15 protein-coding genes are annotated in these 25,670 nt (G+C 42.7%); 3 read left to right on the top strand and 12 right to left on the bottom strand.

Translation table 11 applies throughout. The features are described 5' to 3' along the window. Window positions 1-534 precede the first annotated feature (534 nt). The 5 genes from NSTC731_RS19725 to NSTC731_RS19705 all read right to left on the bottom strand — a co-directional run bounded on the left by NSTC731_RS19725 (window position 535) and on the right by NSTC731_RS19705 (window position 11,103). Window positions 535-2,118 (bottom strand): mechanosensitive ion channel family protein, encoded by a 1,584-nt coding sequence (locus NSTC731_RS19725; protein WP_445626417.1) that lies wholly within the window; start codon window positions 2,116-2,118, stop codon window positions 535-537. A gap of 439 nt (window positions 2,119-2,557) precedes the next feature. Then, entirely contained in the window at window positions 2,558-4,780 is a 2,223-nt protein-coding gene (locus NSTC731_RS19720; protein ID WP_445626416.1) for an EAL domain-containing protein, read from the bottom strand. A gap of 1,114 nt (window positions 4,781-5,894) precedes the next feature. Then, window positions 5,895-10,187 carry an ATP-binding protein gene (locus NSTC731_RS19715; RefSeq protein WP_445626415.1) on the bottom strand — a complete coding sequence of 1,431 codons (4,293 nt, stop codon included), beginning with the start codon at window positions 10,185-10,187 and terminating at the stop codon, window positions 5,895-5,897. A gap of 326 nt (window positions 10,188-10,513) precedes the next feature. Further along, a complete protein-coding gene (locus tag NSTC731_RS19710; RefSeq protein WP_445626414.1) occupies window positions 10,514-10,849 on the bottom strand; it encodes a hypothetical protein in 336 nt (111 codons plus the stop codon). 5 nt (window positions 10,850-10,854) lie between these two features. Continuing rightward, window positions 10,855-11,103, bottom strand: a complete 249-nt coding sequence (locus tag NSTC731_RS19705) for a hypothetical protein (RefSeq protein ID WP_445626413.1) — start codon at window positions 11,101-11,103, stop codon at window positions 10,855-10,857. A 97-nt stretch (window positions 11,104-11,200) separates the two neighbouring features. Between NSTC731_RS19705 and NSTC731_RS19700 the strand changes: the two genes are divergently transcribed. Continuing rightward, window positions 11,201-11,554 carry a hypothetical protein gene (locus tag NSTC731_RS19700; RefSeq protein WP_445626412.1) on the top strand — a complete coding sequence of 118 codons (354 nt, stop codon included), beginning with the start codon at window positions 11,201-11,203 and terminating at the stop codon, window positions 11,552-11,554. Window positions 11,555-11,947: 393 nt separating this feature from the next. Here NSTC731_RS19700 and NSTC731_RS19695 read toward each other — a convergent pair whose 3' ends face one another. From NSTC731_RS19695 to NSTC731_RS19670, 6 genes are all read right to left on the bottom strand, one after another. Then, entirely contained in the window at window positions 11,948-12,859 is a 912-nt protein-coding gene (locus NSTC731_RS19695) for a dual OB domain-containing protein (RefSeq protein WP_445626411.1), read from the bottom strand. After that, window positions 12,847-13,293, bottom strand: a complete 447-nt coding sequence (locus tag NSTC731_RS19690) for a DUF488 domain-containing protein (RefSeq protein ID WP_445626410.1) — start codon at window positions 13,291-13,293, stop codon at window positions 12,847-12,849. Before NSTC731_RS19690 ends, NSTC731_RS19695 begins: the two co-directional genes overlap by 13 nt. Beyond that, on the bottom strand, window positions 13,277-13,945 hold the full coding sequence (locus tag NSTC731_RS19685) for a DUF488 domain-containing protein (RefSeq protein ID WP_445626409.1): 669 nt from the start codon (window positions 13,943-13,945) through the stop codon (window positions 13,277-13,279). The genes NSTC731_RS19690 and NSTC731_RS19685 overlap by 17 nt, the downstream gene beginning before the upstream one ends. A gap of 65 nt (window positions 13,946-14,010) precedes the next feature. Further along, complete coding sequence (gene rtcA / locus NSTC731_RS19680) at window positions 14,011-15,057, bottom strand: RNA 3'-terminal phosphate cyclase (protein WP_445626408.1); 1,047 nt, start codon at window positions 15,055-15,057, stop codon at window positions 14,011-14,013. A gap of 144 nt (window positions 15,058-15,201) precedes the next feature. Then, window positions 15,202-16,548 (bottom strand): FAD-binding oxidoreductase, encoded by a 1,347-nt coding sequence (locus NSTC731_RS19675; RefSeq protein ID WP_445626407.1) that lies wholly within the window; start codon window positions 16,546-16,548, stop codon window positions 15,202-15,204. 177 nt (window positions 16,549-16,725) lie between these two features. Continuing rightward, window positions 16,726-17,388, bottom strand: coding sequence for a GIY-YIG nuclease family protein (locus NSTC731_RS19670; RefSeq protein ID WP_445626406.1), 663 nt, complete (start codon window positions 17,386-17,388; stop codon window positions 16,726-16,728). A 167-nt stretch (window positions 17,389-17,555) separates the two neighbouring features. Between NSTC731_RS19670 and NSTC731_RS19665 the strand changes: the two genes are divergently transcribed. Continuing rightward, entirely contained in the window at window positions 17,556-18,482 is a 927-nt protein-coding gene (locus NSTC731_RS19665) for a carbohydrate ABC transporter permease (protein WP_445626405.1), read from the top strand. A 65-nt stretch (window positions 18,483-18,547) separates the two neighbouring features. Further along, entirely contained in the window at window positions 18,548-19,375 is an 828-nt protein-coding gene (locus NSTC731_RS19660) for an Rpn family recombination-promoting nuclease/putative transposase (protein ID WP_445626404.1), read from the top strand. Between the two features lie 14 nt (window positions 19,376-19,389). Here the strand turns inward: NSTC731_RS19660 and NSTC731_RS19655 are convergent, their stop codons facing one another. Continuing rightward, the gene (locus tag NSTC731_RS19655; RefSeq protein WP_445626403.1) at window positions 19,390-25,416 is read right to left on the bottom strand and encodes a translocation/assembly module TamB domain-containing protein; all 6,027 of its coding nucleotides are present in this window, start codon (window positions 25,414-25,416) and stop codon (window positions 19,390-19,392) included. Window positions 25,417-25,670: the final 254 nt, after the last annotated feature.

Genomic DNA, 25,670 nt, shown 5'->3' with positions numbered 1-25,670 from the left:
TAGTAGTGCTGAGTAAAGAAGTTGGGAATCTAACATCTTTACTCAGAACTGAGAACGGGTTAAACGCCGCGTCACTGCTAACAGAACTTTTTTGCCTAATCAATAAATGAAGCGGCTAATTTTAGCAAATTACAACCATATTTTGTTCATAACATCTTTGGCAAGTACACAAACTGCCAAAGCATTTAAGATAGCATTGATATCGCTTAAAGGCATTGAGCTAAAATAATTAAAAGAAATAACCAGAGCGTAGAAAATCACCTATTTTGCTGACAAGAATCTGTTCAACTTAACCGGATTTGCATTTGATAACTATCAATCGCATTTGGTAACAGGTAATTTCCTATCGTTCTGGTGCTTTTTTGGCGGTGAAGTTTCGCCAAAGTATAAAAGTAAAGGGCTTTTCAAGCCTATAACAATCACTACTGATTTTTTGTATAAATCAACACGTTTTAACTAAGCTTAAAATTTATTTTCCATATCATATTAATGACTAGAAATCCGCCTAATCTAATGTAGAAAAAAAGAGCCAAATTAACCTTCAGCACTTTCAGCGCGCACGGGAATTGTAATTCCTTCCCGCAGCAGTGCGTTCGTAAAAATCTTCCGAAGAACGCGCTGAATCTGAAGATGTTTTCCTGGCTTTACTTTCGTTAAAGTCCGCAGCAACAAGTTAGACTTTCCCAGACTTTCGACTCCATCTATCTGTGTGCCTTCGAGTACATCTGGATAGTCTGCTTTTAACTGCTGTCCCACCTCCTCAATGACTTTGTACACGTGCGCTAAGTTAGAATCATAAGGCACGCCAACTTCTACTACTGCAAAGATATACTGTTTGGAGTAATTAGTAATTGAGCCAATATCGCCATTGCGAATAATCTGCAATTGACCATTAGGATGTCTGATACGAGTGGTTCTGAGTTCAATCGCCTCGACAATACCTTCGACAACTTTCTCTTCGACTTTTCCAGCTTCAATATAGTCACCTACTAAGTAGTAGTTTTCAAATAGAATAAAGAAGCCGCAGACAATATCGTTAATTAGTGTTTGTGCCCCTAAACCTACAGCGATGCCGACAATACCAGCACCCGCAAGTATGGGAGTTGGATCGATACTTAGAGCATAGAGAATGAAAACTGTAGCACCAAAGTAAATTAAGTATTGTAAGAAACTACGAAACAGAGGAACGAGCGTTAGGCGTCTACTTCTTTGAATATCAGTTAGATTCTGCTCTTTGAACAGCACCTCTTCAATAAGTAAGTAAACTACCTCAAACAACACGCGACTAATGAAGATGATACCGATTATCTTGATAATTCGCGGGCCAAAAGTTGCGACATTGGCAATTAACTGCACCTGTTGAATCACCAATGTTGCCATGCAGACATAAATCACAAATTCCAAGCAGCGCTTTAAAAAGGGTATTAGGTGTCGGAGGCGATCGTAGAATCTTAGCAGGTTATCAGGATTGGAGTATCTGATGCTGAGAGCATCTAGGCTATCAACGATCGCAGCGACTGCTTTGAATATAAGCAAGCCAACGGCAATGATTAGATAGATTCGCAGGGCGATATACAAATATTCCGAAACCGTAGTTGGTAATTTGAGAAACTGGGCACACAAGATGGTAGCCCAAAGCCAGATTCCACCGCTGATTCTGTCATAGAAGGCCTTAAAGAAAGCATCAATACTTTCATCGTCAGCAGTATTTTTTTCTAAGTTCTTGGCGCGAGTGCTGGCTACCTTCAACCAATATTTGAGAAATTTCAGGGCGATCGCCGCTAAAATCAAAGTGCCAATACTCTGAGCTATGCCAATTCCTAGTGTCACCCAAAATCCTGATGGAATAAGCTCAATCAACAAGAGTGTGTATTGCTGAAGGTTTTCGCCCCGATAAACTAGATAACTGTTAGCACCCACAATCAAAATGCACGACACCACGCAAGCAAGTAACAATAACCCTGTGATATTTCGGCGGAGGGTTTTGATACTTCTATTGTCGTTATTAGGTATAAAGGTTTTAGTAAATAGCTTGAATAATTGGCTGAAAACCCAGTTCAGTAATAAGAAAACAAAGATTATCAGGCTGACTTCAGCCAAAATAATTAATACATTCATATATGAATATAAAACTGAATGAATTTAACATTTGTATATCCAAATCTATTGAGAGCATCAATCTTTTATATACATAGATGATTATTATTTCATATAATCACAACTTGTCAAGCCATTAATATTTTATTCACACGTTCACTTTTCGTTTTATCTTCACCTATTTTAGGTAAGTGAGAATAAAACGAAGTAAATTAAATAATGTAAAAAATCTTGAGATTAGTTTGTAGTAAAAACTTTAGCAATCAAGTGAGGGCTAAAGTTTTCACTGTAAACTTGTAATTATTTATGCCGCTCTACTTAACATTCTGCCATCACTTTGGTCAAAGAAAAATCTCAGGCAACTTTTAAACAATAGACCAAAAGTAAGTTTGGAGCTTTATTTTCTAACAGTATGGCTAAAATGATTATTTTTGTCTGAACAACTCACAAGGGTATCAGCTTATTTAATATCAGCGTTCTCACAATCCATCTGCACCACACAATTTCTCCCTTGTGCTTTTGCCTGGTAAAGTCCTTGGTCAGCAGCAGCAATTAAGGTTGCAGGAGATAATTGGCTATGAGGAGTGATGGTTGCCACACCAAGACTTAGAGTAATGAATTCACTCACCTGAGAATGGGGATGAGGCATTTGTAATGCACTAAGATTGATCTGAATATCTTTTGCAACTGCAATGGCCCCTTCAATATCAATATTCGGCAAAATAACTGCAAACTCTTCTCCGCCATAACGAGCCACTAAATCAGCGGGGTGTTTAACTGTCTGCGAGATTGCCTTAGCAACCTGTCTCAGTGCATCATCTCCTGCCAGATGTCCATGCGTATCGTTGTAAAGCTTAAAGTAATCGACATCACACAAAATCAAAGATAGCGAACCTTGCTCTCGTGCCAACCATTGCCACTGCGTGTTTAATGTGTCATCAAAGCAGCGGCGATTTGCCACTTGGGTTAAACCATCAGAACAGGCAAGGCGCTGTAATTCCTGGTTTGCTTGTTGTAATTGGTGGTAAAGTTCTGATTGCTGAATAGCGATCGCAGCTTGACCTGCTAACTGGTTAAACAAGTTAATCTCCGATTGCTCCCATTGTCTGGCACTACGGCATTGGTGAGCAATCAATAATCCCCACAAACGTCCTTGCTGCAAAATTGGTACGACAAGATTTGCCCGGATTTGCAGACTTCTAAGGAGGTCAACATGACAAGGTGATAGACCCTCAGTTTCAATGTCTGCGATCGCTCTGGTGTTACCTTGCTGATAGTAAGCTGCACGCGTCGATTGAAAGCAGGTATCCATGACGTGAAATCCCAAAATCGACATACACCCTTCTGCTAAGGATTCTACAGCGACTAATCCACTCCAGTCTGGCTTAAACTGATACATCACCACTCGATCTACCTCAAACAGTTGTCGCACTTCGGCTGCTGTGGTTTGCAAAATCTCGTCTAACTCCAACGATTGACGAATGCGCTGCGTTACAGCCGCAACAATTCGCTCAGACTCGCTTTGGTGTTGGACACGCTGCTCAACCTGCTGAGAGTGTGCTGATGCTACAGTTAATGATGCGATTTGCTCAAAGTAAGGGGTTGTAGTGACGGGCACTGCACTGGGTTTAGCAATCAAATAGCCTTGAGCAAAATTTGCACCTCGTTCTCGCAGCCAGTTCAGTTCCTCAATGCACTCAATTCCTTCAGCAACGGTTTGAATGTTTAACTTTTGAGTAATCTCTAAAAGCTTCTCGGTAATCGAAGCTTTGTAAAGGTCTTGATGCACATCTCGAATTAACTCCATGTCCAGCTTGATAAAATCTGGACGTAACTGATGCAGCAAGTTTAGGCTGGAATAGCCAGAACCAAGGTCATCAAGAGCGACTAAAAACCCAGCATTGCGGTAGTATTGAAGCACTGCCTTGAGGTGCGCTAAATCTTGAGGATTGTCTGATTCTACGACTTCAAAAACAACGCGATCGTGAGAAATTCCAGCAGCATCAATGGCCTCTACCGTACTACGTAGGCAAAAAGCTGGGTCATAAAGTGACGTTGGTGCAAAATTGATGAAAATGTGCCCATTTACTTGATGGTGGCTGAATTGAGTGATTGTGCTCAGACGAGCAACTTGGTCGACTTGTGGTAGGAGTCCGGCTTCGGTTGCTAACTCTATAATTGGTGTTGGTAGCACTAAATTGCCTTCTTCATCCAGTCCCCGCAAGAGCGATTCATATCCAAAAATTTGCGATGTATTGTTAATTGAAACAATTGGTTGAAAGTAACTGGTGAATCGTTCTGTTGCCAGCATATCAATCAACCAATCGGATTGGTTTAACTTAATGAAACGTTGTAATGAGGCTATGTCACTAAAATCATGGAGTTGAGGTTGGAAAGTGCCTTGCATGAAAAGGACTTGCGTCTCTTTTAATTCTCTTGGTGCAAGTAGTTTGGCCAGGTTACGGGCAATTTCTAGAGACTGTCCAGGTCTACACTCCAAACTCAAACCTGGTCGCTCGTGCATCAGTTCATACTTAAGGGAAAACTGCTGTAGGTAGGAGGTGACTTTTATCAGAGTATGTGAAACGGGGAACCAGAGAAAGAGCTTACCTGCTTCCTTAGTCCGGCAGCGTGCAATATTGCGACAAGCACAGGTTTTGGAGATAGGACATATTTGGCTCATAGCTAAATAATTTGCTCAATCCGATTTGTTCTATTATTCCCACTATTTTTACTGTAAAAGATAAACTACACTTCAAAAATATGAAGATTTGATGAGTTAATTAAACTACATAATTGAGCTGAGTAAGTGACTTTGCAACACATACCCAAATTTATACTAAAAGCCCAAGTAATTGCCGATGCAATACTTGTCGGATTTTCGGGAAAAGGGGAAAGAAAAAACCTTTGCCCTTTACCCTTTAACCTTTTACCAAAACCCAATTCCGAGTTAAAAATGCACAAAGCGTGCAGTATTGATTGCCGATACGTTTTGTACAATCAACCAAGATAACGAGAAGTTATATTAACAATTTAAGTTACAAAGTAAAGGTAAAATTAGCGAGATTAATAGCAGCGTTTAGCTAGATTAATTTAGGGTAAATATATCTTGTTGAAGAATGAATAGACCTCAATAAACAACAAAATATTTGAAACAAGTTAATAAATTAACGTGAGTTCGACAAGCCTTTTTTGACCTCTCCCCCAACCCTTCTCCGACACGGAGAGGAAAGCCAAAATCTTACAGCAGTTTTCATGTATTTGAACCACATCTGTCGTCAGGGCACAGATTGCTCGTTAGTGTCAACTTAACGCCAAACCACTTGTCCGTCGGGAATTGAAATTCCCGCCTCATAGCTCAAGTCATCTGAAGATGACTAAATATAGCAGTTCTTGCTGGAGGCAGGTGGTAACAGAGCGTTGGTCATTGAGTTTGGACTGCGCGGTAATCGAGCGACTTGTACTGAGCGTAGTCGAAGTAAGTCGAGATTCAACTACCGCGAAGTCGAAAGGAGTCGAAGTGAGGCAGAAGGGAAGAGGATTTGACTTAAGTAAGTCGGTGAAATAAAATCAAACTGTGTCAAGAAAAGTAAATAAGGCTCAAACTCTTTCTCCCCCTGCTCCCTGCCTTAGCCCAACAATAATTATTTACGCCGACCTACTTATTTCTTTCGCCCTTCCCGTTGGTGCGCCTTCGTTGGAGACTCACGTGAAATTAAGCCATGAATCCCTTGCCCTCACCCTAAATCCCTCTCCTAATGTTGGGAAAGGGACTTTGAAATTGGCTCCACTATAACTTAGACATGCCCACTTCTACCAATTAAAGTTGCAATTTCCTTGATTAATTCCTCTGGTTCGACGGGTTTAGACAGATGTTTTTGAAACCCTGATTCAAGTGCTTGTTGCTGATTGATTTCTCCAGCATAAGCAGTTAAAGCGATCGCTGGAATTTGTTTGGCTTGGTTTGCCTGTAACGCTTTAACTTGGCGCATTAGCATATAGCCATCCATCTCTGGCATCCCAATATCACTGAGCAAGATATCTGGTTCTGACTCTGCCAAAATTTGTAATGCTTCTTTTGCTGATGTCACTGCTGTCACCATTGCTCCAGCCTGTTCTAGTACAAATGTGTGGAAGTCACGGGTATCATCGTCATCATCTACAACTAAGATTTGGGTGCCTGTCAGGATTTCAATCGGAGGAGAAGGATTTAATGCAGCAACATCTATATCTATATTTTGTTTTGCAGTTAAATATTTTTTAATTAATGGTAGCCGGACTCGGAAAATAGCTCCTTGCCCCTCACCTAAACTTTCTGCCTGAATCGTACCGCCATGTAATTCGGTCAAATGACGCACAATTGCTAACCCTAACCCCAATCCACCAAATTTTCGGGTTGTCGTGCCATCAGCCTGACGAAAATATTCAAACACATAAGGCAGAAACTCAGGGCTGATTCCCTTACCTGTGTCGCTGACGGTAATCTGAGCTTGAGCGTCAACGTACTCTAGTTGAATATCAATTTTTCCTCCTTCCGGAGTGAATTTAACGGCATTCGATAAGAGATTCCAAATAACTTGTTGTAAACGACCAGAATCACCTAAAACTTGCTCGAAAGAAGCATCCAGCATCGTCTGAATTTGAATATTTTTAGCTTCTGCTGCCAAACGGACTGTTTCCAATCCCGCTTCAATCACCAGTACTAGGTTGACAGGTAACATCTTCAGGTTGAGCTTGCCTTGTAAGATTCGAGAGACATCGAGCAAATCTTCAATTAATTGAGCTTGTAATTGAGCATTCCGCTCGATAGTTGCGATCGCTTTCTTTATGGCTGCGGCGTCAAACTCACGAGTCTGCAAGAGTCTCGCCCAACCAAGAATCGGATTCAGAGGCGATCGCAATTCATGGGAAAGTACCGCCAGAAACTCATCTTTAATCCGGTTGGCTCTTTCGGCTTCAGTTCTAGCAGCTTGCTCAAGTTCTAAGAGGCGATCGCGTTCGGCTTCTGCAACTTTGCGTTCGGTAATGTCAATGACTGAGCCGATGTAACCTTTAAACTCACCGTCCACTCCAAACCACGGATTCGCGGCATCGATGCAAGAGCGATATTTGCCATCTTTGCGCCGCAAGCGGTACTCCAAACGAAAAGCCGAGTAACTGCTACTAGCTTCTAGAAAAATATTCCTGACATCATTATAGTCCTCTGGATGCACAGCATTTAACCAGCCAAATCCCAAACCCATTTCCTCGCTCTGACCTGTAAAATCGTACCAGCTTTGACTGAGATAGGTGCAGTAGCTATTGGTATCTGTCACCCAAACCATGAAGGGGGCATTATCAGCCATGTTGCGGAACTTTTCTTCGCTTTCTTGAAGGGCTTTCTCTGCTTGTTTGCGATCGCTAATGTCTGTAACAAAAATGCTTACCCCTTCTGCAAATGGGTAGACGCGGTTCTCAAACCAGCGCTGCCAAGCTGGATAAAAGTATTCAAACTGAACAACAGTGTTTTGGGCGATCGCCCGATGAACCTCAGTATCAAACTTGCTTTTAACCACATCGGGAAATACTTCCCAAACGATCTTACCTAGCAATTCTTCCTTGGGGATGCCAACAACTTCTGCTACCTGTTGATTGACAAAGCTATAACGCCACTCTCGATCCAATACAAAGAACTGGTCTTGAATACCAGCGATAACAGTCTCTAGGTGTGCTTTGGCGACCTCAGCTTCAATTCGCAACCCTTGCTCGCGTTCCATTGCCTCTTGGCGGAGACGAGCCATTTTTAAAGCTGCCTCTACTCGCGCCAACAATTCACGGGCAGAGAAAGGTTTAATCAGATAATCATCGGCTCCCGCTTCTAAGCCTTCCACCCGTGCTTCTTCTCCCGCCCGTGCTGACAACAGAATGATGGGAACTTTTTGCGTCAGCGGATCGGCTCGTAATGCTTGCAGCAGTCCAAAGCCATCTAATCCAGGCATCATCACATCTGTCAGTACCAAATCTGGGACACGTCCACGAGCCGAATCCAAAGCAGCTAAACCATCCGGCACTGATTCCACTTCATACTGCTGACTTAATAGCCGCTTGACATAATCACGCATATCTGAATTATCGTCAGCCAGGAGAATTCGAGCAGAGGGTGCAGAGGGGCAAAGAGGCAAAAGGGAAAGACTTACTGCTACTTCTCCCCTGCTCCCCTGCTCCCCTGCCCCCCTGCCCCCTTGCTCCCCTGCTCCCCTGCTCCCCTGCTCCCCTGCTTCTTCCGGTAGCCATCGCAGGGCTTCTTCTAAATAAGGTGTTGCACCTAATGCAGTTGAAGCTAAAGTTCGCGGGGCACTAATCCGGTCTGGTGGCAAATGAGCATATCCGGTTGGAATTGACACAGTAAAGCAACTGCCTGCTCCGAGAAGACTGGTAACATCAACTGTTCCACCATGCATTTGCACCAATTCTTGCACCAGTGATAATCCAATTCCTGACCCTTCAAAAGTTCGTCCTTGCGCTCCTTTGACGCGGTGGAATCGTTCAAAAAGGTGGGGGATTTCTGCGGCTGGAATACCGATTCCTGTGTCTTTGACTGCAAACTCAACATGGTCGTTTAACCACTGCAAACTGACCGCAATTTCTCCAGCCATCGTGAACTTGAAGGCATTCGAGAGCAGGTTAAGAACAATTTTTTCCCACATCTCTCGATCTACATACACTGGTGCTGGCAGGGCAGGACAATTAACTGATAACTGCATCCCTGCTCGTTCTACTGCGGAACGAAATACACTAGCTAGTTCTGCGGTGAAGGTGGCAAGGTTGGTGGGTTCATAAGAGGCTTGAACTCTTCCGGCTTCAATGCGTGAAAAATCTAGCAAGCTGTTGACCAGTTTCAGCAGCCGAAGTCCGTTGCGTTGCACCATTTCTAACTGCTCTCGTTCTTTGGCTGGAAGCAGAGTAGCACAAGTGGTTAAGGTGTCCTCTAATGGCCCCAACATCAGAGTCAGTGGGGTACGGAACTCGTGGCTGACGTTGCTGAAAAAGACGGTTTTGGCGCGATCGATTTCTGCCAAAGCTTCAGCACGTTTGCGTTCTTCCTCGTAAGCTTGGGCGTTAGCGATGCTGGCTGCAATTTGAGCCGCAACTAAATCAATGAATCGTTGATAATTGTCGTCGAATAGCCTGAAGGGGTTCAAACCAGCAATTAATATACCAGCTTTTCCGGTTTGACCGGATGCGGCAATGGGTACTGCGATCGCTTGATGGGGCGATCGCTGCCAAACACCACAGGGTAGATTACTAAAAGACACTTCCAAATCAGAAATTAATTTTGGCCGATGCGTTTTGATCGCTTCCGCAAAAGGCCAAACCCCATCAGCATCAAGAGCAACTGTTTCTGGAACTGCTACGTGGTTTGGCTCGATGCGACACGTTCCAGCCAGAAAAACTTCCTGCTTATCGGGATCGACTAGATAAATCATTGCGAAGGGGAGATCGTAAGGGTTGCTCTCCAGACAACTCGCACTTAGCCTACAGGCTTCATCGAATGTCCGCGCGTCTGCTGTCCTCGCCGCTAGTTCGCGCAAAAGTGCCAACTGACGCTCGCTGATAATCCGCTGCGTGTCCTCTGTGTTGGCGCAGATGATCCCACCTGTGTCGCCCTGGTCATTAGGAACCGGGCTATATGAAAAAGTATAATAGGTTTCTTCTGGGTAGCCATTGCGCTCCATAATTAGCAGTAGCGCTTCATCGTAAGTACCCTCATTCTTCAGCATTGCTGATTCGGCGCGAGGCCCAACCTGATCCCATATTTCCCGCCACACGTATGAAGCCGGCTGTGCTAATGCTTCTGGATGTTTGCCGCCGATAATAGTCTTATAAGCGTCATTGTAAAGGTTAATCAGTTCCTCACCCCACCAAACAAACATCGGTTGACGGCAAGTTAGCATAATTCGCACCGCAGTTTTCAAACTTTGTGGCCACTGCTGTGTTGGGCCAAGGGACGTTTTTGACCAATCCTGTTCTCGCATCCTAGCACCCATTTCACCTCCACCGATAAGGAAATTGACGTTGGCATTGCTTGCTAACGTTGATTCGTTCTTCATCAATTCCTCTCGATTGGTCATGTGCAGTTACAGGCTACATCAGTGGTTGTCTTTTAGAAAAAATCCTCTAGAAATTAGACCTTTACGCTTCTAAACACTTATTTTAGAGGATATTCAAAGTCATATACAGGGTGAGATACCAATGCTGTGACTTTTCAAAGCATTAAAATTGCCTTTTCGGGGCAAGCTTTTACTTTGGTTATTTTTATTGTCTTCTTTATATCATTGATATTTCAAGCTACCAAGGGCGATTCTCATTAGACAATCCATAATGTTGCAACGGCGCTAGCCACAAGTGTTTGACACGCTGTACGAGCAAACGGGTTTTAATCGGTTGCGCTAAAATTCCCCATATCACCCAAGCTGAGACTTTTCTTTTTGATCGTAATTGCAAACTCGACTCCGGCAGCAAACTTTTCTTTGACATTGGCAAATTTACTCCGCGCTTCTAAAATCGCTTGCTGTTCTGCCAACATTTCTGGTGTCTTTGCCACTGTTTGCCAGTTTTTAATCCGCTCCTGCAATTGGGCGTATTCATCGGCAATCGATTTCACCACTGCATCTAGAACGGGGTAGCAATCTTCGGATACTATACCTAATGCTTTGTAAAGTGCGATCGCTTGTTTGACAAACTCCACAAAATCAGTGATTCTGTATGGCAAGTTTTTCACCCGCAAGTGAGTTTCGTGGTTGGCGGAGAAACTCTCACGAAAACTGCGGTAGGCTGCTCTTGAATCAAACGAAACAAACCAATCTGCATTTGCAAAGGGGACGTACCACTTTTTTTTTGATTCGGTGAGTTTGGTTGTTGCGCTAACTGTTCTCTTAGCTGTGCCAACTCTGGAGTTGTTGTTTCTGGTGTCGGTTGGGTGCTGGCTGCTGCGGCTTCATTGGAAGTAGTAACTGTCTTGAGCAAACTGTTCAGGAAATCGGTGAATCTTGAAGCTACTTCAATGGTGTTTAATTATATTAAGTAAGTAGGTTCAGCGCTTGGCAGATGGTTAGTCGTGAAGATGATGCCACATATCGTCCAAAAAGTTCAAACATTCGTCCAAAAAGTTCAAACATTTGTCCAAAAAGTTCAAACATTCGTCCAAAAAGTTCAAACATTCGTCCAAAAAGTTCAAACATTTGTCCAAAAAGTTCAAACATTTGTCCAGAAAGTTCAAACATTCGTCCAAAAAGTTCAAACATTTGTCCAAAAAGCTCAAAGGTTCATGCAAGAGCATAATTTACTAGATGCAAGAGTCCTATACCTGATTGGGGATAACCACAGCCAACAAAAAATATCTCTGTATTTAGTGCCTCATACCCCATGCCCAATTCCCAGTACTTTGTATTTGCGATCGCAAACTGACTTAACTTAAATATATACCTTTAGTAGAGGTAAATTCAAAGGCTATGTTCGATATTGAATTAAATAGTAAATATCAAGAACAACTAAACTCAGTTCTAACCTTACTTGCGATCGCCTTGTAAATTTGTCATTTGCTTCTTCTTACAACAAATCTAACTTTACAGGATTGATTGCAAATGCCCCTAGATCAAGTATCACAAGTTGTCGTTTTTACTTATATAAGCTCCTTTGCCTCATTTCAACTCTTAGAAATGAGGCATTTCCTATGTTGCTATACACCCACGCATAATTTTGTCAACGGGAATATAGGCAAAGTGTTAGTACTGCAAGGTATTTTGCTTAACCTAGTATATTGACTTATGCTTCATCTTTGTATTGCTAGCGATCGCTTTTAGGAAAAGCTTTAACAGTCATCATTGTCAGGTTGACTCAATGAAGAGGCATTGGAGAGAGACTGAAGATAACTCAAGAATTGGGCTAATTCAGTTAAAGTCAAAAGTTGACGCGATCGCTTGTTAAAGTTTTGCTGTAAATATTTACGTCCTTGATCTACATTCCAACCTATTCGTTGCATTTCCCTATCTGTTTGTGCAATTAAATCACTCCTATCAACTAAATCCATAGTATTTTGTTGATTGGTAGATTTAGGAATTTCTATCACGCCTGCTATGAGTTTCCAGCAAGGAGCCTCACCTTCCCAATTATCAGGTATCCAAGGCATACCCAAGCTAACCGTTACTAGATACTCACCTGTGGCTTGGTATCCCACTTCCAATTTTGCAACAAATACTGGGTCGGTTATATTAGCATCTGTTAACTTTTGACCAGAAGAGGTTTCTAGCGTACCTTTCCACTGTATTACTCCGCTAGAACTTTTTTGAGCCTGTACAGAAAATTTGATAACATGAACCAGCTGTAGTGTACGTCTTTGTTGAAAAGGTAGAGATTGTAGATACGAAACGTTGACATACTTGATGGAATTATAAAGAATATGAGGATAGTTCCCACAATATGGAAATAAATTTGCTGGTATAGCTTTGCCTAATAGTTGCCATTTTCCCGATACTATGGTGAAATTCTCACTTTCAAACCCGAAGTCTTCACCTGTATCTGCTAAAGGAATAGCGAGAATATCTAATAATTCTGGTTCTCTCCCATCCACAAGTCTAATGTCTCTCGGAACCCGACCATCATTAGGAAATCGGTCACATATAGGACGAATCCATTGATCGGTATCTAAATCAATCCCTGCAATGCAACGTTCTTTGAGTTTCCAGGAGTTAGCAAGACAGATAATACGCTTCAAAGATGGCATATTTTGACATCACCCCATTTGCCATTTAAATATTCTGCTACTAAGCGGCGATGACAGTAATGGGGTTTGGCTTCACTACATAAAAGGCATCCGCCATCTAATATGTCTGGTTTAACTTTCTTCTCAATTTCTCGTTCAGCCATCAGTTGCAGAAATTTCTGTTCATAAATTACCCAATCACCTTTATTTTTCTTATATTCATCTAAGATATCTTTTGTAGGTGCTAACTCTATGACGTGAGTGTACTCAATATTACCAATCTTGTGGAGAAAGTATTCTAAATCTGACTTCTTGGTAAATCCTGCTAATTGAGAGATATTATTCAGTCTCGTATCTATAACACGCTTAACGCCAGCCTTAACCAGAGTCTCAAAAAATTTTTGGGCGCTTTTTTGGGTAAAGCCAATTGTGAATAAGTTAATGGAATGACTCATTTCCAACTCCTCTTTTTTCTACATAGGCAATTTCATCAGCTTGCAATCTGTAAACTTCTTGGAGCGATTCTTCTTTTGAGGGTAATTTATTGGGCGGAATATTAGATGGACTGTCAGAAAAAAGAGATAACTGAACTGGTGCTGGTATAAAAGCCAATTCCTTGAAGCCATGTTTAGCTAATAGCCTGTCTTCAAGCTCATGATGTGATTCTAAATTGCCATGACTTTTAATGTGATTAATTTCTAAATCATGCTGCTTTCGTAGATGTTGACAAACTAAAATCGCACGATGGCAAACGATAGGGTCTTTTTCTGCACACATGAGAGCAACTTTATGAGTTTTTACGCCCTTGAGTACACGCTTAATTCCTTTTCTAAATAGCTCGGTGGCGGCAATTTTTTCATATAAAGCTTTACCATGAACATAACACTCTGGATTATCTGGTCTTGCTCCCAATTCTCGCCCAAGAAATACATAATTAATATTTTCGCTTAAAAGTGCATTTTTGAGTGTTAATTGGTTAAAGTGAGGTAAATAACGACTATAAGGATACGACCTTACATCAGCTAGTGCAGTTACATCATACTTTTGCAAAAGCTCTATAAAAGCTTGAATGCTGTGATTAGAGTGACCAATAGTAAGTAGTTCCATGAGATCAGATTGATTGCTGATTCAATTACCAAAAGTATAGCTTTTCCTATAAATTATAATCTATTTCAACTAGTCAAACTCTTTACTGACACTATTTTCTCAGCTTCATTTATTCTAATCTGCGCCAGCCCAAACTGTTCAATAACTGCTGCATTTGTTGTTAAATGCCTACTTACTTCAGCCACTCGATACTGACTTTCTTGTGAAGCTAAAGCAGCTGGCAATAATAACTGATCTGCTAAATGTTCATCCACTGGTGCGCCGGTGTAATGAAACTCAAGTAGTTGCTGACAAGCAATCTCTGCAACTGTTTCCGCCGACAACCGCAAACGCCCAAATCCACCAAATCCAGTTAAGCTATTCTGATACTCAGCAGTGAGGAAAATACCCGCCCCAGGTGCCACACCTCTTTCTCGTAAAGTCTGTACAGTAACCTTTAAATGGGCTTCCCGTAATAAATTCTCCGCACGATTCGCCATCCGTTGCGGAATATGGGAAGGCAATTCCGTCACCACTGCTAGTCCTCGCACCTGTTGTAAATCGCCCCGTTCCAGCAAGTCGATTCCACCAAGTTTACCACCGCCATCCACCTGTAACTCTACCTCGCCCCCACCTTGGGGATACCATCCCCAAGCGCCTAACTTGACTTGGGCTTCTACACCCATGCGTTGCAGTATGGGCAGATAAACTTGCTCAATATACGTCGCTGTCGGGCTAAAGTTCACATGAGTTCCACCCTTTAGTGTCACCAGGGAATTGCCAGATGCTAGCGCCAAAGGTAAGAGAATTGTTTGAAGAACTAAAGCGATCGCACCCGCAGAACCACCTTGTTGTGCTTTACTAACATCAAAGGTATAAATTCCCGCTTGCACAGCACTACCTGGGATGAATTCTAGCAGCATTGAACCCAAAGCATCACCTCGTAGTTGGGCATTACAAATTCTCGCCGCCGCCCGAACTGCTGTTAAGTGTTGTGCTGCTAATCCTGGCTTTTTGCGTCCAGCGCGAATGCCTGTAATTCGTATGGGTTCGCCGGTAATGGCGGCTAGACTTAAGGAAGTGCGAAGAACTTGTCCGCCTCCCTCTCCGTAGGAACCGTCAATTTCAATCATGGGCGATTTTGGGATGTTGGATTTTGGGTTATCCCCACGGCTGTTAAAATCAAACCACAAATTATAAACGCCCAACAGCTAGCTTTTTAAAGGGAGGTTACACAAATATACAGAGAAATTTCTGATATGTGTTTCTGTAGTTTGCTAATTTTGAGTTTGGAATTGAATAACCTTGCTTTTACCGGGGTTCATCAAGCCATAAGGATCGACTATTTCTTTAAATTTTAACTGTTCGGGATCGATAAATCTTCTGCCGCCGTCTTCAATAATATATGTATGAGGATTGGCAATACTCACACCCTGTTCTTCGTGATAGCGGATAATTTCATTGAGGCGTTCTTCTGTGGTGTAACGCACAAGTTGTAATGCACTAGGAACTACGACACCATTCACCCGAAAAAATTCTAAATGCATCATTACCTCATCGCCGAAGTAATTATACATCTGCTCTACTAGTTGCAAACTGCAATCCTTAGGAAACAGACTTTGTAAGTATGTAATACCAGTATCTACACTCCGGGCAAGTAAAGTAGTGTGGTTCCAGGAAAACTCTGCTAAATGTGTACCTTTAGCTGCTTCCTCGGCTGGTTTTTGATATGTAATTTGTCCGCCGTATTGCTGTACCAAAGCTGGTAAGAATTCCAAACTCGGTTCAGAAATTATCAAAAATACTGAGTGACTTCCTTGAGGAATATACTCTTGTAGTGCGTGAAAATATTGGGGAATTGGGGATGCAAAGACAGAAATCAACTTCTTAATCATGCCATCAGCATTGCCAATTGCCTGACCAAACTTTGCTGCTGTCATAAAGTCATCAAAGGTGACAATCACTTCTGCCCAAGGATAAGCTGGCCCTAAAGGAATTTCGACTTCAGTGATGATGCCATTAATTCCCCAAGTATGATTTACCTTTTGGACATCATCGCCGCGTAATGCGATCGCCCGAGGTTCATCTTCTACAGTTATTACTCGCAGTGCTAAGATATTACCGCGATCGGCTAATAACCCATATTGGATCGAGCCAATACCGCCACTTCCCCCAGCAATAAATCCGCCAATTGTGGCTGTGCGGTACGTAGAGGGGGCCATACGAATTTCCCAGCCGATTTCTCGTGTTTTTTTATCTAAAGCTGCCAACTTCACCCCAGCTTCTACCCGCGCCACCCCCGGTTTTACCCAAAGAATCTCTTGTAACCGCGTCATATCTAAAATTACGCCACCGTGCAACGGTACACATTGCCCATAGTTCCCAGTTCCCGCACCTCGCACAGTTACAGGTATACGATGTTTTGCACACGCAGCTGCAACTTTTAAAACCTCTGCTTCATTCGCGGGACGCACTACAATATCTCCAACTTTCCCCTCTAATTTCGACACTAACACAGGGCTAAAAGTGTGATAATCCTGGGATAATTTTGCGACTTGGCTAGAATCGGTAATAGTTTCTATACCTTCTAGAGAATTAATCAGAGCATCTAATTTTCTCGTCATATATATCCTTTTTTTTACTCAGAAGAACGCAAAGGTTACGCAAAGGAACGCAAAGAATTAACTTCTCTGCGAACCTTTGCGCTTCCCTCAGCGCCCCTCTGCGTTTTAAAATCTTAACTCTCATCTTTCACAAAACTTTCATGCCACTTACTCAAAAAGTCAGATAGCAGACAAAAATCAATACTTAGTTTCCTGTGTCTGTGCGTCAATAATCACACTCCAGTCATCGTTTTTCACAGCAGCTTCAAGTTGACGTTGACGTTCGGCTTCACTCGCATCTATTGTTTCTGACTCTTTTGAAAGGGTTGTATCAGCCATTGCTTTCCGCAGTTTTAGCTTTTTCTCCTCGTAGGCTTGAAGTTGGGCTTCTGACATTACCGCCTTAGTCGCTTCACCTACCGTACTAGCCCACATTCCGCAATCAGTTGCATTACCAGGTGGCGTACTTTCGAGTTCTGCTATCCACGCATCTCGCAAATCTTCCATTTCTTGACGTTTGGGAAATTTGAATGCTTGCACGCGTACAAAAGCACACTTTTGCTCGCCATTTTGGCGAAGATGGCTATTTAGGGAAAGCAACACATTCCGAGAATAGCCAATATACTGCGTGCGACGTTCTGCATCTAATACTGCATAAACTCCGGCAATTTTAGCGTTCTGAGCAGCTACACTCCAAGCCTTAAACTCAATGATTTCAGTACCATTGTTTGCCAGTTCAGGAGTTATACTCACCTCAATAGCAGCGTGTTCATCATCGGAACTATACAAAAATTCATGCAGTCCACGGTGGTTTATGGGGACATTTTGATGTTCAATTGGCGGATTGTGCTGAGTTTCCATTGCAGTTAATCTCCGAGTTATTAATTAGCGATGTCTACGACGAACTTCTCTACGAGAGGCTACGCCAATGCTTACACAAGCAAATAATGCCCTTAAAATATTGAAGCTTAAATCTACTCACATCTCCAAATTCTTGTTCTGAAAAAGCAAAAACAACTATTATTCTTATGAATCAATTGATACCTAAAAATTGGATTTTCATCAAACAGCGGCTTACCCCTTATTTATTTTTACTACCCGCCTTAGTTCTTTTAGGCTTAACTGTCTTTTGGCCTGCACTACAAGCGTTTTACCTCAGCTTTACTAACTATGAAGACATTGCCCAGCCGCCACTATGGATAGGTTTCGCCAACTTCCTCAAGCTTTGGAAGGATGCAGTTTTTTGGAAAACTTTGGAAAACACTTTTTTATATCTTGTAGGTGTAGTACCAATTTTAGTAATCGCTCCCTTAGTACTGGCAATTTTGGTAAATCAGAAACTGCGGGGAATGAATTGGTTTAGAGCAGCGTACTACACTCCAGTAGTAATTTCAATGGTGGTTGCGGGAATAGCTTGGAAATGGCTGTATGCAGAAAACGGATTACTGAATCAGTTATTTAAAGCTTTAGGTCTTTTTCCAGAAGGTATTCCTTGGCTAACTAGCCCAGCAAAAATTTTTGGCATTGTACCAATTTCTCTTGCCAGCGTCATGGCTGTCACCGTATGGAAAGGATTAGGCTACTACATGGTGATTTATTTAGCGGGGTTGCAATCAATTCCCGCTGATGTGTACGAAGCTGCTGCCATTGATGGCTCTGATGGTATTAGCAAACATTGGGATATTACCATACCTTTAATGAAGCCATATTTAGCCTTAGTGGCAGTAATTTCGGCTATTTCTGCGACCAAAGTATTTGAAGAAGTCTACATTATGACTCAAGGAGGCCCACTCAGTAGCTCGAAAACGATTGTTTATTATTTATATGAGCAAGCTTTCAATAACTTGGAAATTAGCTATGCTTGCACGATTGGTCTAGTGCTATTTTTGATAATTTTAGGATTGTCAGTTTTGCGATTAGCTATTAATCAGCAAGGTGATGATATCACAATTTAATAAATTTAGAAAAATCATATTTTCTCAGCCCCGATAATCTAAAAATATTCAAATATCGAGAGTGCATGAAAACAGACACGATTTTTTACACCTTATTCCAAACTCTTCCAGGTGTGTTATTTGAACTTTTGGAACAATCGCAAGCCTTAGCATTACACTACGAATTTACCTCAGTAGAAATCAAAGAACTAGCACGTCGCATTGATGGCTTATTCTTACCCAAACCTGAATTCCCAGAAGACACAATCTATTTTGTTGAGGTACAATTTCAGCGAGATGATGAGATATACTGGCGAATAATTACAGAAGCTTTCCTATATATCAATCAATATAAACCTCAACGTCGCTGGCAAGCAGTATTACTTTTTGCTCAACGTAGTCTCGACCCAGGTATACCATTCATTTACCAAACATCATTAGCTCCACAGCAAATTCGTATAATTTATTTAGACGAATTAGATAATGTACCATCATCTTCGATTGGGTTAAGCGTAATTAAGTTAGTAGTTGCAGCAGAAGATCGAGCCGTACAGCAAGCGAAAAACTTGATAAAACAAGTACAACAAACGGATGAAGCTAATCGGAGCAATCTCTTAGAATTAGTAGAGAGAATGCTTATTTACAAATTTGTAAACAAAAGTCAGCAGGAGTTAGAAGCAATGTTTGGATTAACCGATTGGAGACAAACTAAATTTTACCAAGAAGTCAAGGAAGAAACAAAGCAAGAAGTAAAAGAGGAGGTTCGTGAAGAAACAAAGCTGGAGACTATACCCCGTCTGCTTAGGTTGGGTTTAAGTATAGAGCAAATTGCGGAAGCATTAGAATTGGATGTTAAACAGGTACGAAAAGCTATTGAGAAGCAAGGAGAAGAGGGAACAGAAAGTAATTCGTAATTGAAGAGATTTATTTAAAACCGCTTTTGATATTCCACTACAGCACGACTGTCATCGGTTAAGTTAGTGGAGGCACGCACGCGAAATTCATTGTTTATTCGGTAATTAATACCCCATTGGAAGGGGTCGTTTGTTGTCAAAATTTTGATACTGGAAACAGATATTTTGGAAGAAATGTCAACCCCAGCCTCCGCTGCTAATTCTAAAGTTGAATTGCTTCTTCCAGCTTCAGGATTCTCAGATATCACGGTAGGAAATATCCGCAGTTCGCTTAAGCCAAAAGTACTCCCAATCTGGTTAAAAGCTGACTGAAAATTGTTAAACACAGCCGAACCTGCGATGTTAATCAGACCTAAAGTACTGTCTGCACGTCCTTGGGTGTCTACAAATCCACCTCCTAAAAGAGCAACAATTTCAGTTTGACTACGTGACGGACTACTTGTTAATTCTAGATTTTCATTTAGTTTGCTAGCTAAACCGTTGATAGTAGCTTCGACTCGAACACTCTCTAACGCTGATAAACCTGTAGAATTTACTCGGCTGAAGTCATTGCTTTGAGTTACATCCAGTACTTTAGCAAATAGCCGAATATCTAAGTTGGGGTCGCGGGGTTGAGAAGGACTAAAAGTTGCAGTGTGTTTATAGCCACGAGCAAGGTTAAATTGGGTAGTAAATAAATTTACCCCTCCTTTTTCTAACTGGATGGTGCCATCAGGTATAGGCTGATTGATTAAGCCGTTAACGATGAGATTACCGCTGGCGCGGAAGTTGAGAATAGGGTCACGGGTAATTTGGACGTTTTTACCTAGTTCCAAATCTAAATTATTAAATCTGGCGTTAGTATTTCCCGCCCCATTCCCAATGTTAGATTTGCTCTGCTTATTGTCTTTTGTGGGTGATACGCCAATACTACCATTTGCAGATGTCGTGGCGTCGGTAGATTCTGCCAGCAATACTTTACCATCAAATAAATTTACTCTACCGCCAATTATGGGATTAAGGGCAGAACCAGTAATCTGCAAATTGCCACTAGCGCCTCCTTGGTAAAGTCCCTTGAGATTCAACGCTAGCTGTTCGAGATTAACAGTCAGGGGATTTTTGATAGTTACGTTCTCATTGTTGAAGATGGGAATTTCTCCAGCTGCTTCTACCTTTCCACGGCTAAATCTACCTTGAAGATTTTCTACTAAGATGCTGTCAAAATTAAACAGCACTCTACCTGTGACGCGTCTGAGCTTACCTGGCAAAGCCTGGGCTGAAAAAGTGGCATTATTGACAGTAGCAATTCCGTCTAGTTGAGGTTTTTGCAGTGTTCCCCGCACTTTGAGGTCTACTTCACCTTCACCTTTTTCAAATAACACTTGATTAGTCAATGCGTTTAACAGCCCCAATCCCTCATTTTCTAACTTCATATCCAAACTGATTTTATCGCTGTCTGGTGCGACGGAAGCAAAAGGTAATTTATAAGGGATGCTGCCAGTAATATCAACAGGTTTTGGCCCAGCAACTGCTACAGTGCTACCAAAGTTTAAACGTCCATTGGCATAGCTGAAACTTGCTCTTGCTGACTCTATTTTGCTCTGATTTAGTATTCCTTCTGTGATTTGCAATTCCCCTCTAGCTTGGGGATTAGCAATGCTGCCTGCTAAAGCTGCTGTACCGTTAAGATTACCTGTGATGCCAACTGGTAGTTTGACAACATTATTCAATAGTTGTACTGGAAAATTATTCACCCGCAACTGACCAGATTGTTCATCACCGCCAACGTTACCCGTAAATGCAATCAGCCTGTTTTGAGATTCGATTCGTAATGGTCGCAAACTTAAAACACCGTTCTCAAAGTTACCTTCGGCAATCACTTTTTCGGCAGTATAAAAACGATTTCGTTCTTCTTTTTTGCCCCAGGCAAAGTCTTGTCCATTCAAATTAAAATCCACTGATAATCCATTGGCTGTAGCTGTATTTACAGCCACTTCCCCATTGAAAGTCCCCTTTAAGTCTGCCAAATCTGGTATTGGAGTGGAATTAAGTCGCTGTTCTTCCTGTTCTGCCAGCAAAGCTTCAATTTCAGAAAACCGTTGGATTTGGGTTAATAAGGGTTCATTTGGCGTTCCTTGGGGGTTGGTAGTCAGATCCGCTGCGGTGCCGTAAATTTCTGCCGAACCACCTGGCAAATTTTGTAAATCAAATACCTTGGCTACAGCTAGAACATCTTGGATCTCACCCTGCTTGACGTTCAGTTTACCTTGTAGTTGAGGCCCTTTAGGGCTTTGAGCCACAGTACCAACAAGGGCGTAGCTACTTTTTCCTTTGACAAATTCGCTACTAGTAAGTGTAGCTTTACCGTCACCGTAGCGGAATTGAGCAGCTATTCGATCGCCTTGAATTCGGCCAATTTGCGGATTAGCGATCGCTAAATTTCCCGTTGTTGCCAATGTCTGCTGATTAAACAGCACATCCCCAGTTAACAACCCAGCTATCTTACCAGCACCCAAGCGAGTAATTGGTGGTGGAGTCAAATTTAATATTTGTAAAGGGAAATTGGCAACTTTCAGCGCCCAATCATTTCCTTGAACATTACCTGTGGCTGATGCTTGCTGCCATTTGACTAAGAAAGATTTCGGGCGATTATTGGCATCTAAATTGAAGTTCAGGCGATCGCTATTACCTGCCAAGTTCAAACTCAAACCGCGTCCCTGTGCTGAATCAATATTTCCGGTTAACAACGGCTCAAAAGCAATATCTTGAACAACCAAGTCTCGTAAATTGATTTGCCCTACCACATTTGGCAAGGGCAGTTTACCAGTAATTTGACCATTAAAATCTACACTTCCCGCCACCGCAACCTGATTAGGAAGATTAATCGGTAACTGTTTTAAGTTGTAATTCTGCGCCTGGACGTTGAGATTTAGGGCAGTAATTTCCGGTATACCTGCTTGTTTTGCATTGGCTAATATATTACCAGTAACACTTAAACCGGGAGCAGTCGCTCGCTCAATGGTCAGCCTTTCACCACTCCAAGCGATCGCAGCCGTCAGAGGTCGCTCTAAACCAGGGATACCTTGAGATAATTGCACCTGTCCAGCAGCACGCACATCAGCTAATTTGGCCGATCCGATATTGCCAGCTAATTGCAACTGACCGCCAAACTGACCCCGCAATTGCTGATTTAACCGATTTAATTCCACACCAGCAGCATCAACTACAGCTTGATAGCGACCATTAGCCACTTGGATATTAGAGGCTGTAATAGTTCCACCTGCAACATCTAGCCGTCCCTGACCGTTAGCTTGGATAGTTTGTGGTTGGAAAGAATCAACAGAACCCGCCACGTTTGCTTGACCAGTTAACGTCCCTCGAAACTGTGGCGGTACTGCTGCTAACTGTTGTAACGGTACATTAGTTGCCTGAACTTCCGCCTGGTATACACCATTACCTACTTGGATATTAGAGGCTGTAATCGTTCCACCCACAACATTTATCCGCGCCTGACCGTTGGCTTGGATAGTTTGCGGTTGGAAGGACTCTACAGAACCTGCCACATTTACTTGACCGGTTAACTTCCCTGCAAACTGCGGTGGTACTGCTGCCAACTGCCGCACAGGTACATTAGTTGCCTGAACTTGCGCCTGGTATACACCATTACCCACTTGGATATTAGAGGCTGTAATCGTTCCACCTGCAACATTTATCCGCGCCTGACCGTTGGCTTGAATCGTTTGCGGTTGGAAGGATTCAACAGAACCCGCTACGTTGAACTGACCATTTAATGCTCCTTGGAACTGCTTGGGTACTTTTGCCAATTGCTGCACAGGTACATTAGTTGCCTGAACTTGCGCCTGATAGACACCATTCCCCACTTGGATATTAGAGGCTGTAACCGTACCGCCACCAATAGCAAGGCGACCCTCACCACTGCCACGGAAGGTTTTCAGGCTGAAATCATCTCTGCTACCTGCGATTTGGAACGTTCCCGCCAAAGGATTATCTAAAGCTGGGGGAGACTGTTTTAATATTTGTCCCAACCGCACGCCATTAGCTACCAGTTGAGCCGAGAAGCTTTGGTCTTGCAGTTGGATTTTAGAAACTGCAACTGTGCCGCCACCAATTTGAACTCCTGCACCATCACTGCGAATCGTGGCAATTGCAAATGGTGCTGTGCTGCCTGAGAGGATGAGACGACCATTGAATTGTGCCCCAGCCAAAGAGACATTTTGCAGTTGACTCGTGTCTACAAAGGGTTCCAATTTTACCCCAGAGGCAACAGCCACAGCTTGCCAACGCTCATTAAAATAACTACCAGTTGCCCGGACTGTACCACCACTGACATTCAGAGCCACATTACGGAAAGAGACGGTACGATTTGGAGCGATCGCAACTTCGCCTGTTCCGGGGTAAGTTCCATTGGGAGCTTGAAACTGTACCACGGTTTGGACATTGGTAGAAGCGCCAGTTAGTTGAGCTGTACCAGAGACATTGCCGATTTGAAAGGTCGGTGTTGTTTCGTAGACTTTGGCGATCGCATCTCCTGGAACATTCTTGGCAGCGAAATTTAAATCCAGTTGCGGACTTTTACCAAGTTGAATTGTACCAGCGCCCGTGATTTCACCACCAACTTTAGCTTTACCTTGAATATCTTTTAAGGTAAGTAAAGAGGAACTAGTAGCAAGCTCAAACTTACTACTGATGCGATTAAAATCAACTTTGTCAATTCTGGCAGTTTGGATTGTGGCAACTGAGCCGGAGAGTATTGGCTCTTTTGTCGATCCGGTAATCTGCAAAGAAGCTTGTACTTGTCCTGCGATCGCTACAGGTAATTTTACCTTGAGAGTCTCCTGGGCATTCGCCAAACTCACCGCATTTACACGCGCTGCCAACTTCAAGCCTGCTTGAGTGTCGATGATTCCCGTAGCCACTAAAGGAATTTTGCCGTAGTTGCTAGTCACATTATTTAACTGCAACTCCGTTCCTTGGAAGTGCAGGTTTCCTTGACTATTGCTCAACAGTTGCGGGACTTTGGGTATTTGCAGCGTTACCCCTTGCACAGTAGCGTTGCCAAACAATAAAGTTTGCTGTCCTGGTGTCAACCGAACTAACAAATCGCCATTGGCTCGACCCGCTTGTAAGTTCACTGGTAACTTAATCAACCGAGTAATATTCTCAGCCAGAAAATCTTGTGCTTGCACCTGGAAAGTCCCTGCTAGCACCTTAGAACGTGTCTCTCCCTGAATGGAAATATTGCCACCACTATCTGCTTGACCCCCAACTTCAAACCGTATCAACTGGTTATTTGCTAAAAGTTGAGCAGATCCATTAAGTTGAGAAAATAGCACCGGTAATTGCTGAGTGTTGTTAGCGGTAGCAGGGCGTTTATCCAGTACTGAATTAGAATTTGGGTCTTCTCCCTTGCCCTTCTGCTCCCCTGCCCCTCGGTCACTGAGCGTAGCCGTTGGCGCAGCCTCTCGTAGAGAAGTGCTGCCCCCCTGCTCCTGTGCCCCCTCATCTCCCTCTACTCTCTCATCCGGCATCAAGGCCAGCTTGGCATTCCGAAACCGCAGGTAGTCCAAATCGGTTTTAATTGCAGTGCTTTCACCTGACGACGCGATGGTAGTGGAAACCCAACGCCCTTGGTCATCCTGGTCAATGTAAATATCTGGGTTGACTAAGGTTACATCTAGCTTTAGATGGCGATTAAAAATTAGTTGTAACAGATCGAAACCCACCTCTACAGATTCGACTGTGGCCCGGTCTGCATCTGTGGGTGTGGCTGGGATAGCTGAAGCCCCAAACTGTACACCTGTCAACGAAAATTGTGTGACTCTTCCCAGTTTTACCGGACGGTTGAGTGTAGTAGTTAGACTTTGTTGTGCTAACGGCGTTAACTCTGTTTGGACAAAAGTCCACAACCGCCAAATCCCAACGAGAACTCCTAACAGCAAAAGTCCACTCAAGGCAATGCTACCCCGGCTCAACACCTGCAACCACAAACGTTTGCGGATAGGGGAGGGGGAATGAATATCTTGATTGGTAGATTTAGTCATTTGCTTTCACTGTATTAATTGCCGGATGTCGTTGGCACACACAAGCATTAACTGGCACATTGGTTCAGTATGCCATTTCCAGGATACGCCAACTAAACTCAAGACCCCATTGGTTGAGTTACGGTATTTTCTCGATCCAATACTTATGCTGAATAATATTGGCGTTTTCAGGAAAATCTGAATAGAGTGAAAATTATTCCTGTGACTTTCCTTGAGGCACAATCTCGAACTTTAATATGAATAAACCTTAAAAA

It is taken from the genome of Nostoc sp. DSM 114167, from assembly GCF_052692655.1.
The sequence above is the reverse complement of the archived record's forward strand: the minus strand, read 5'-3'. Positions and strand labels throughout refer to the sequence as shown.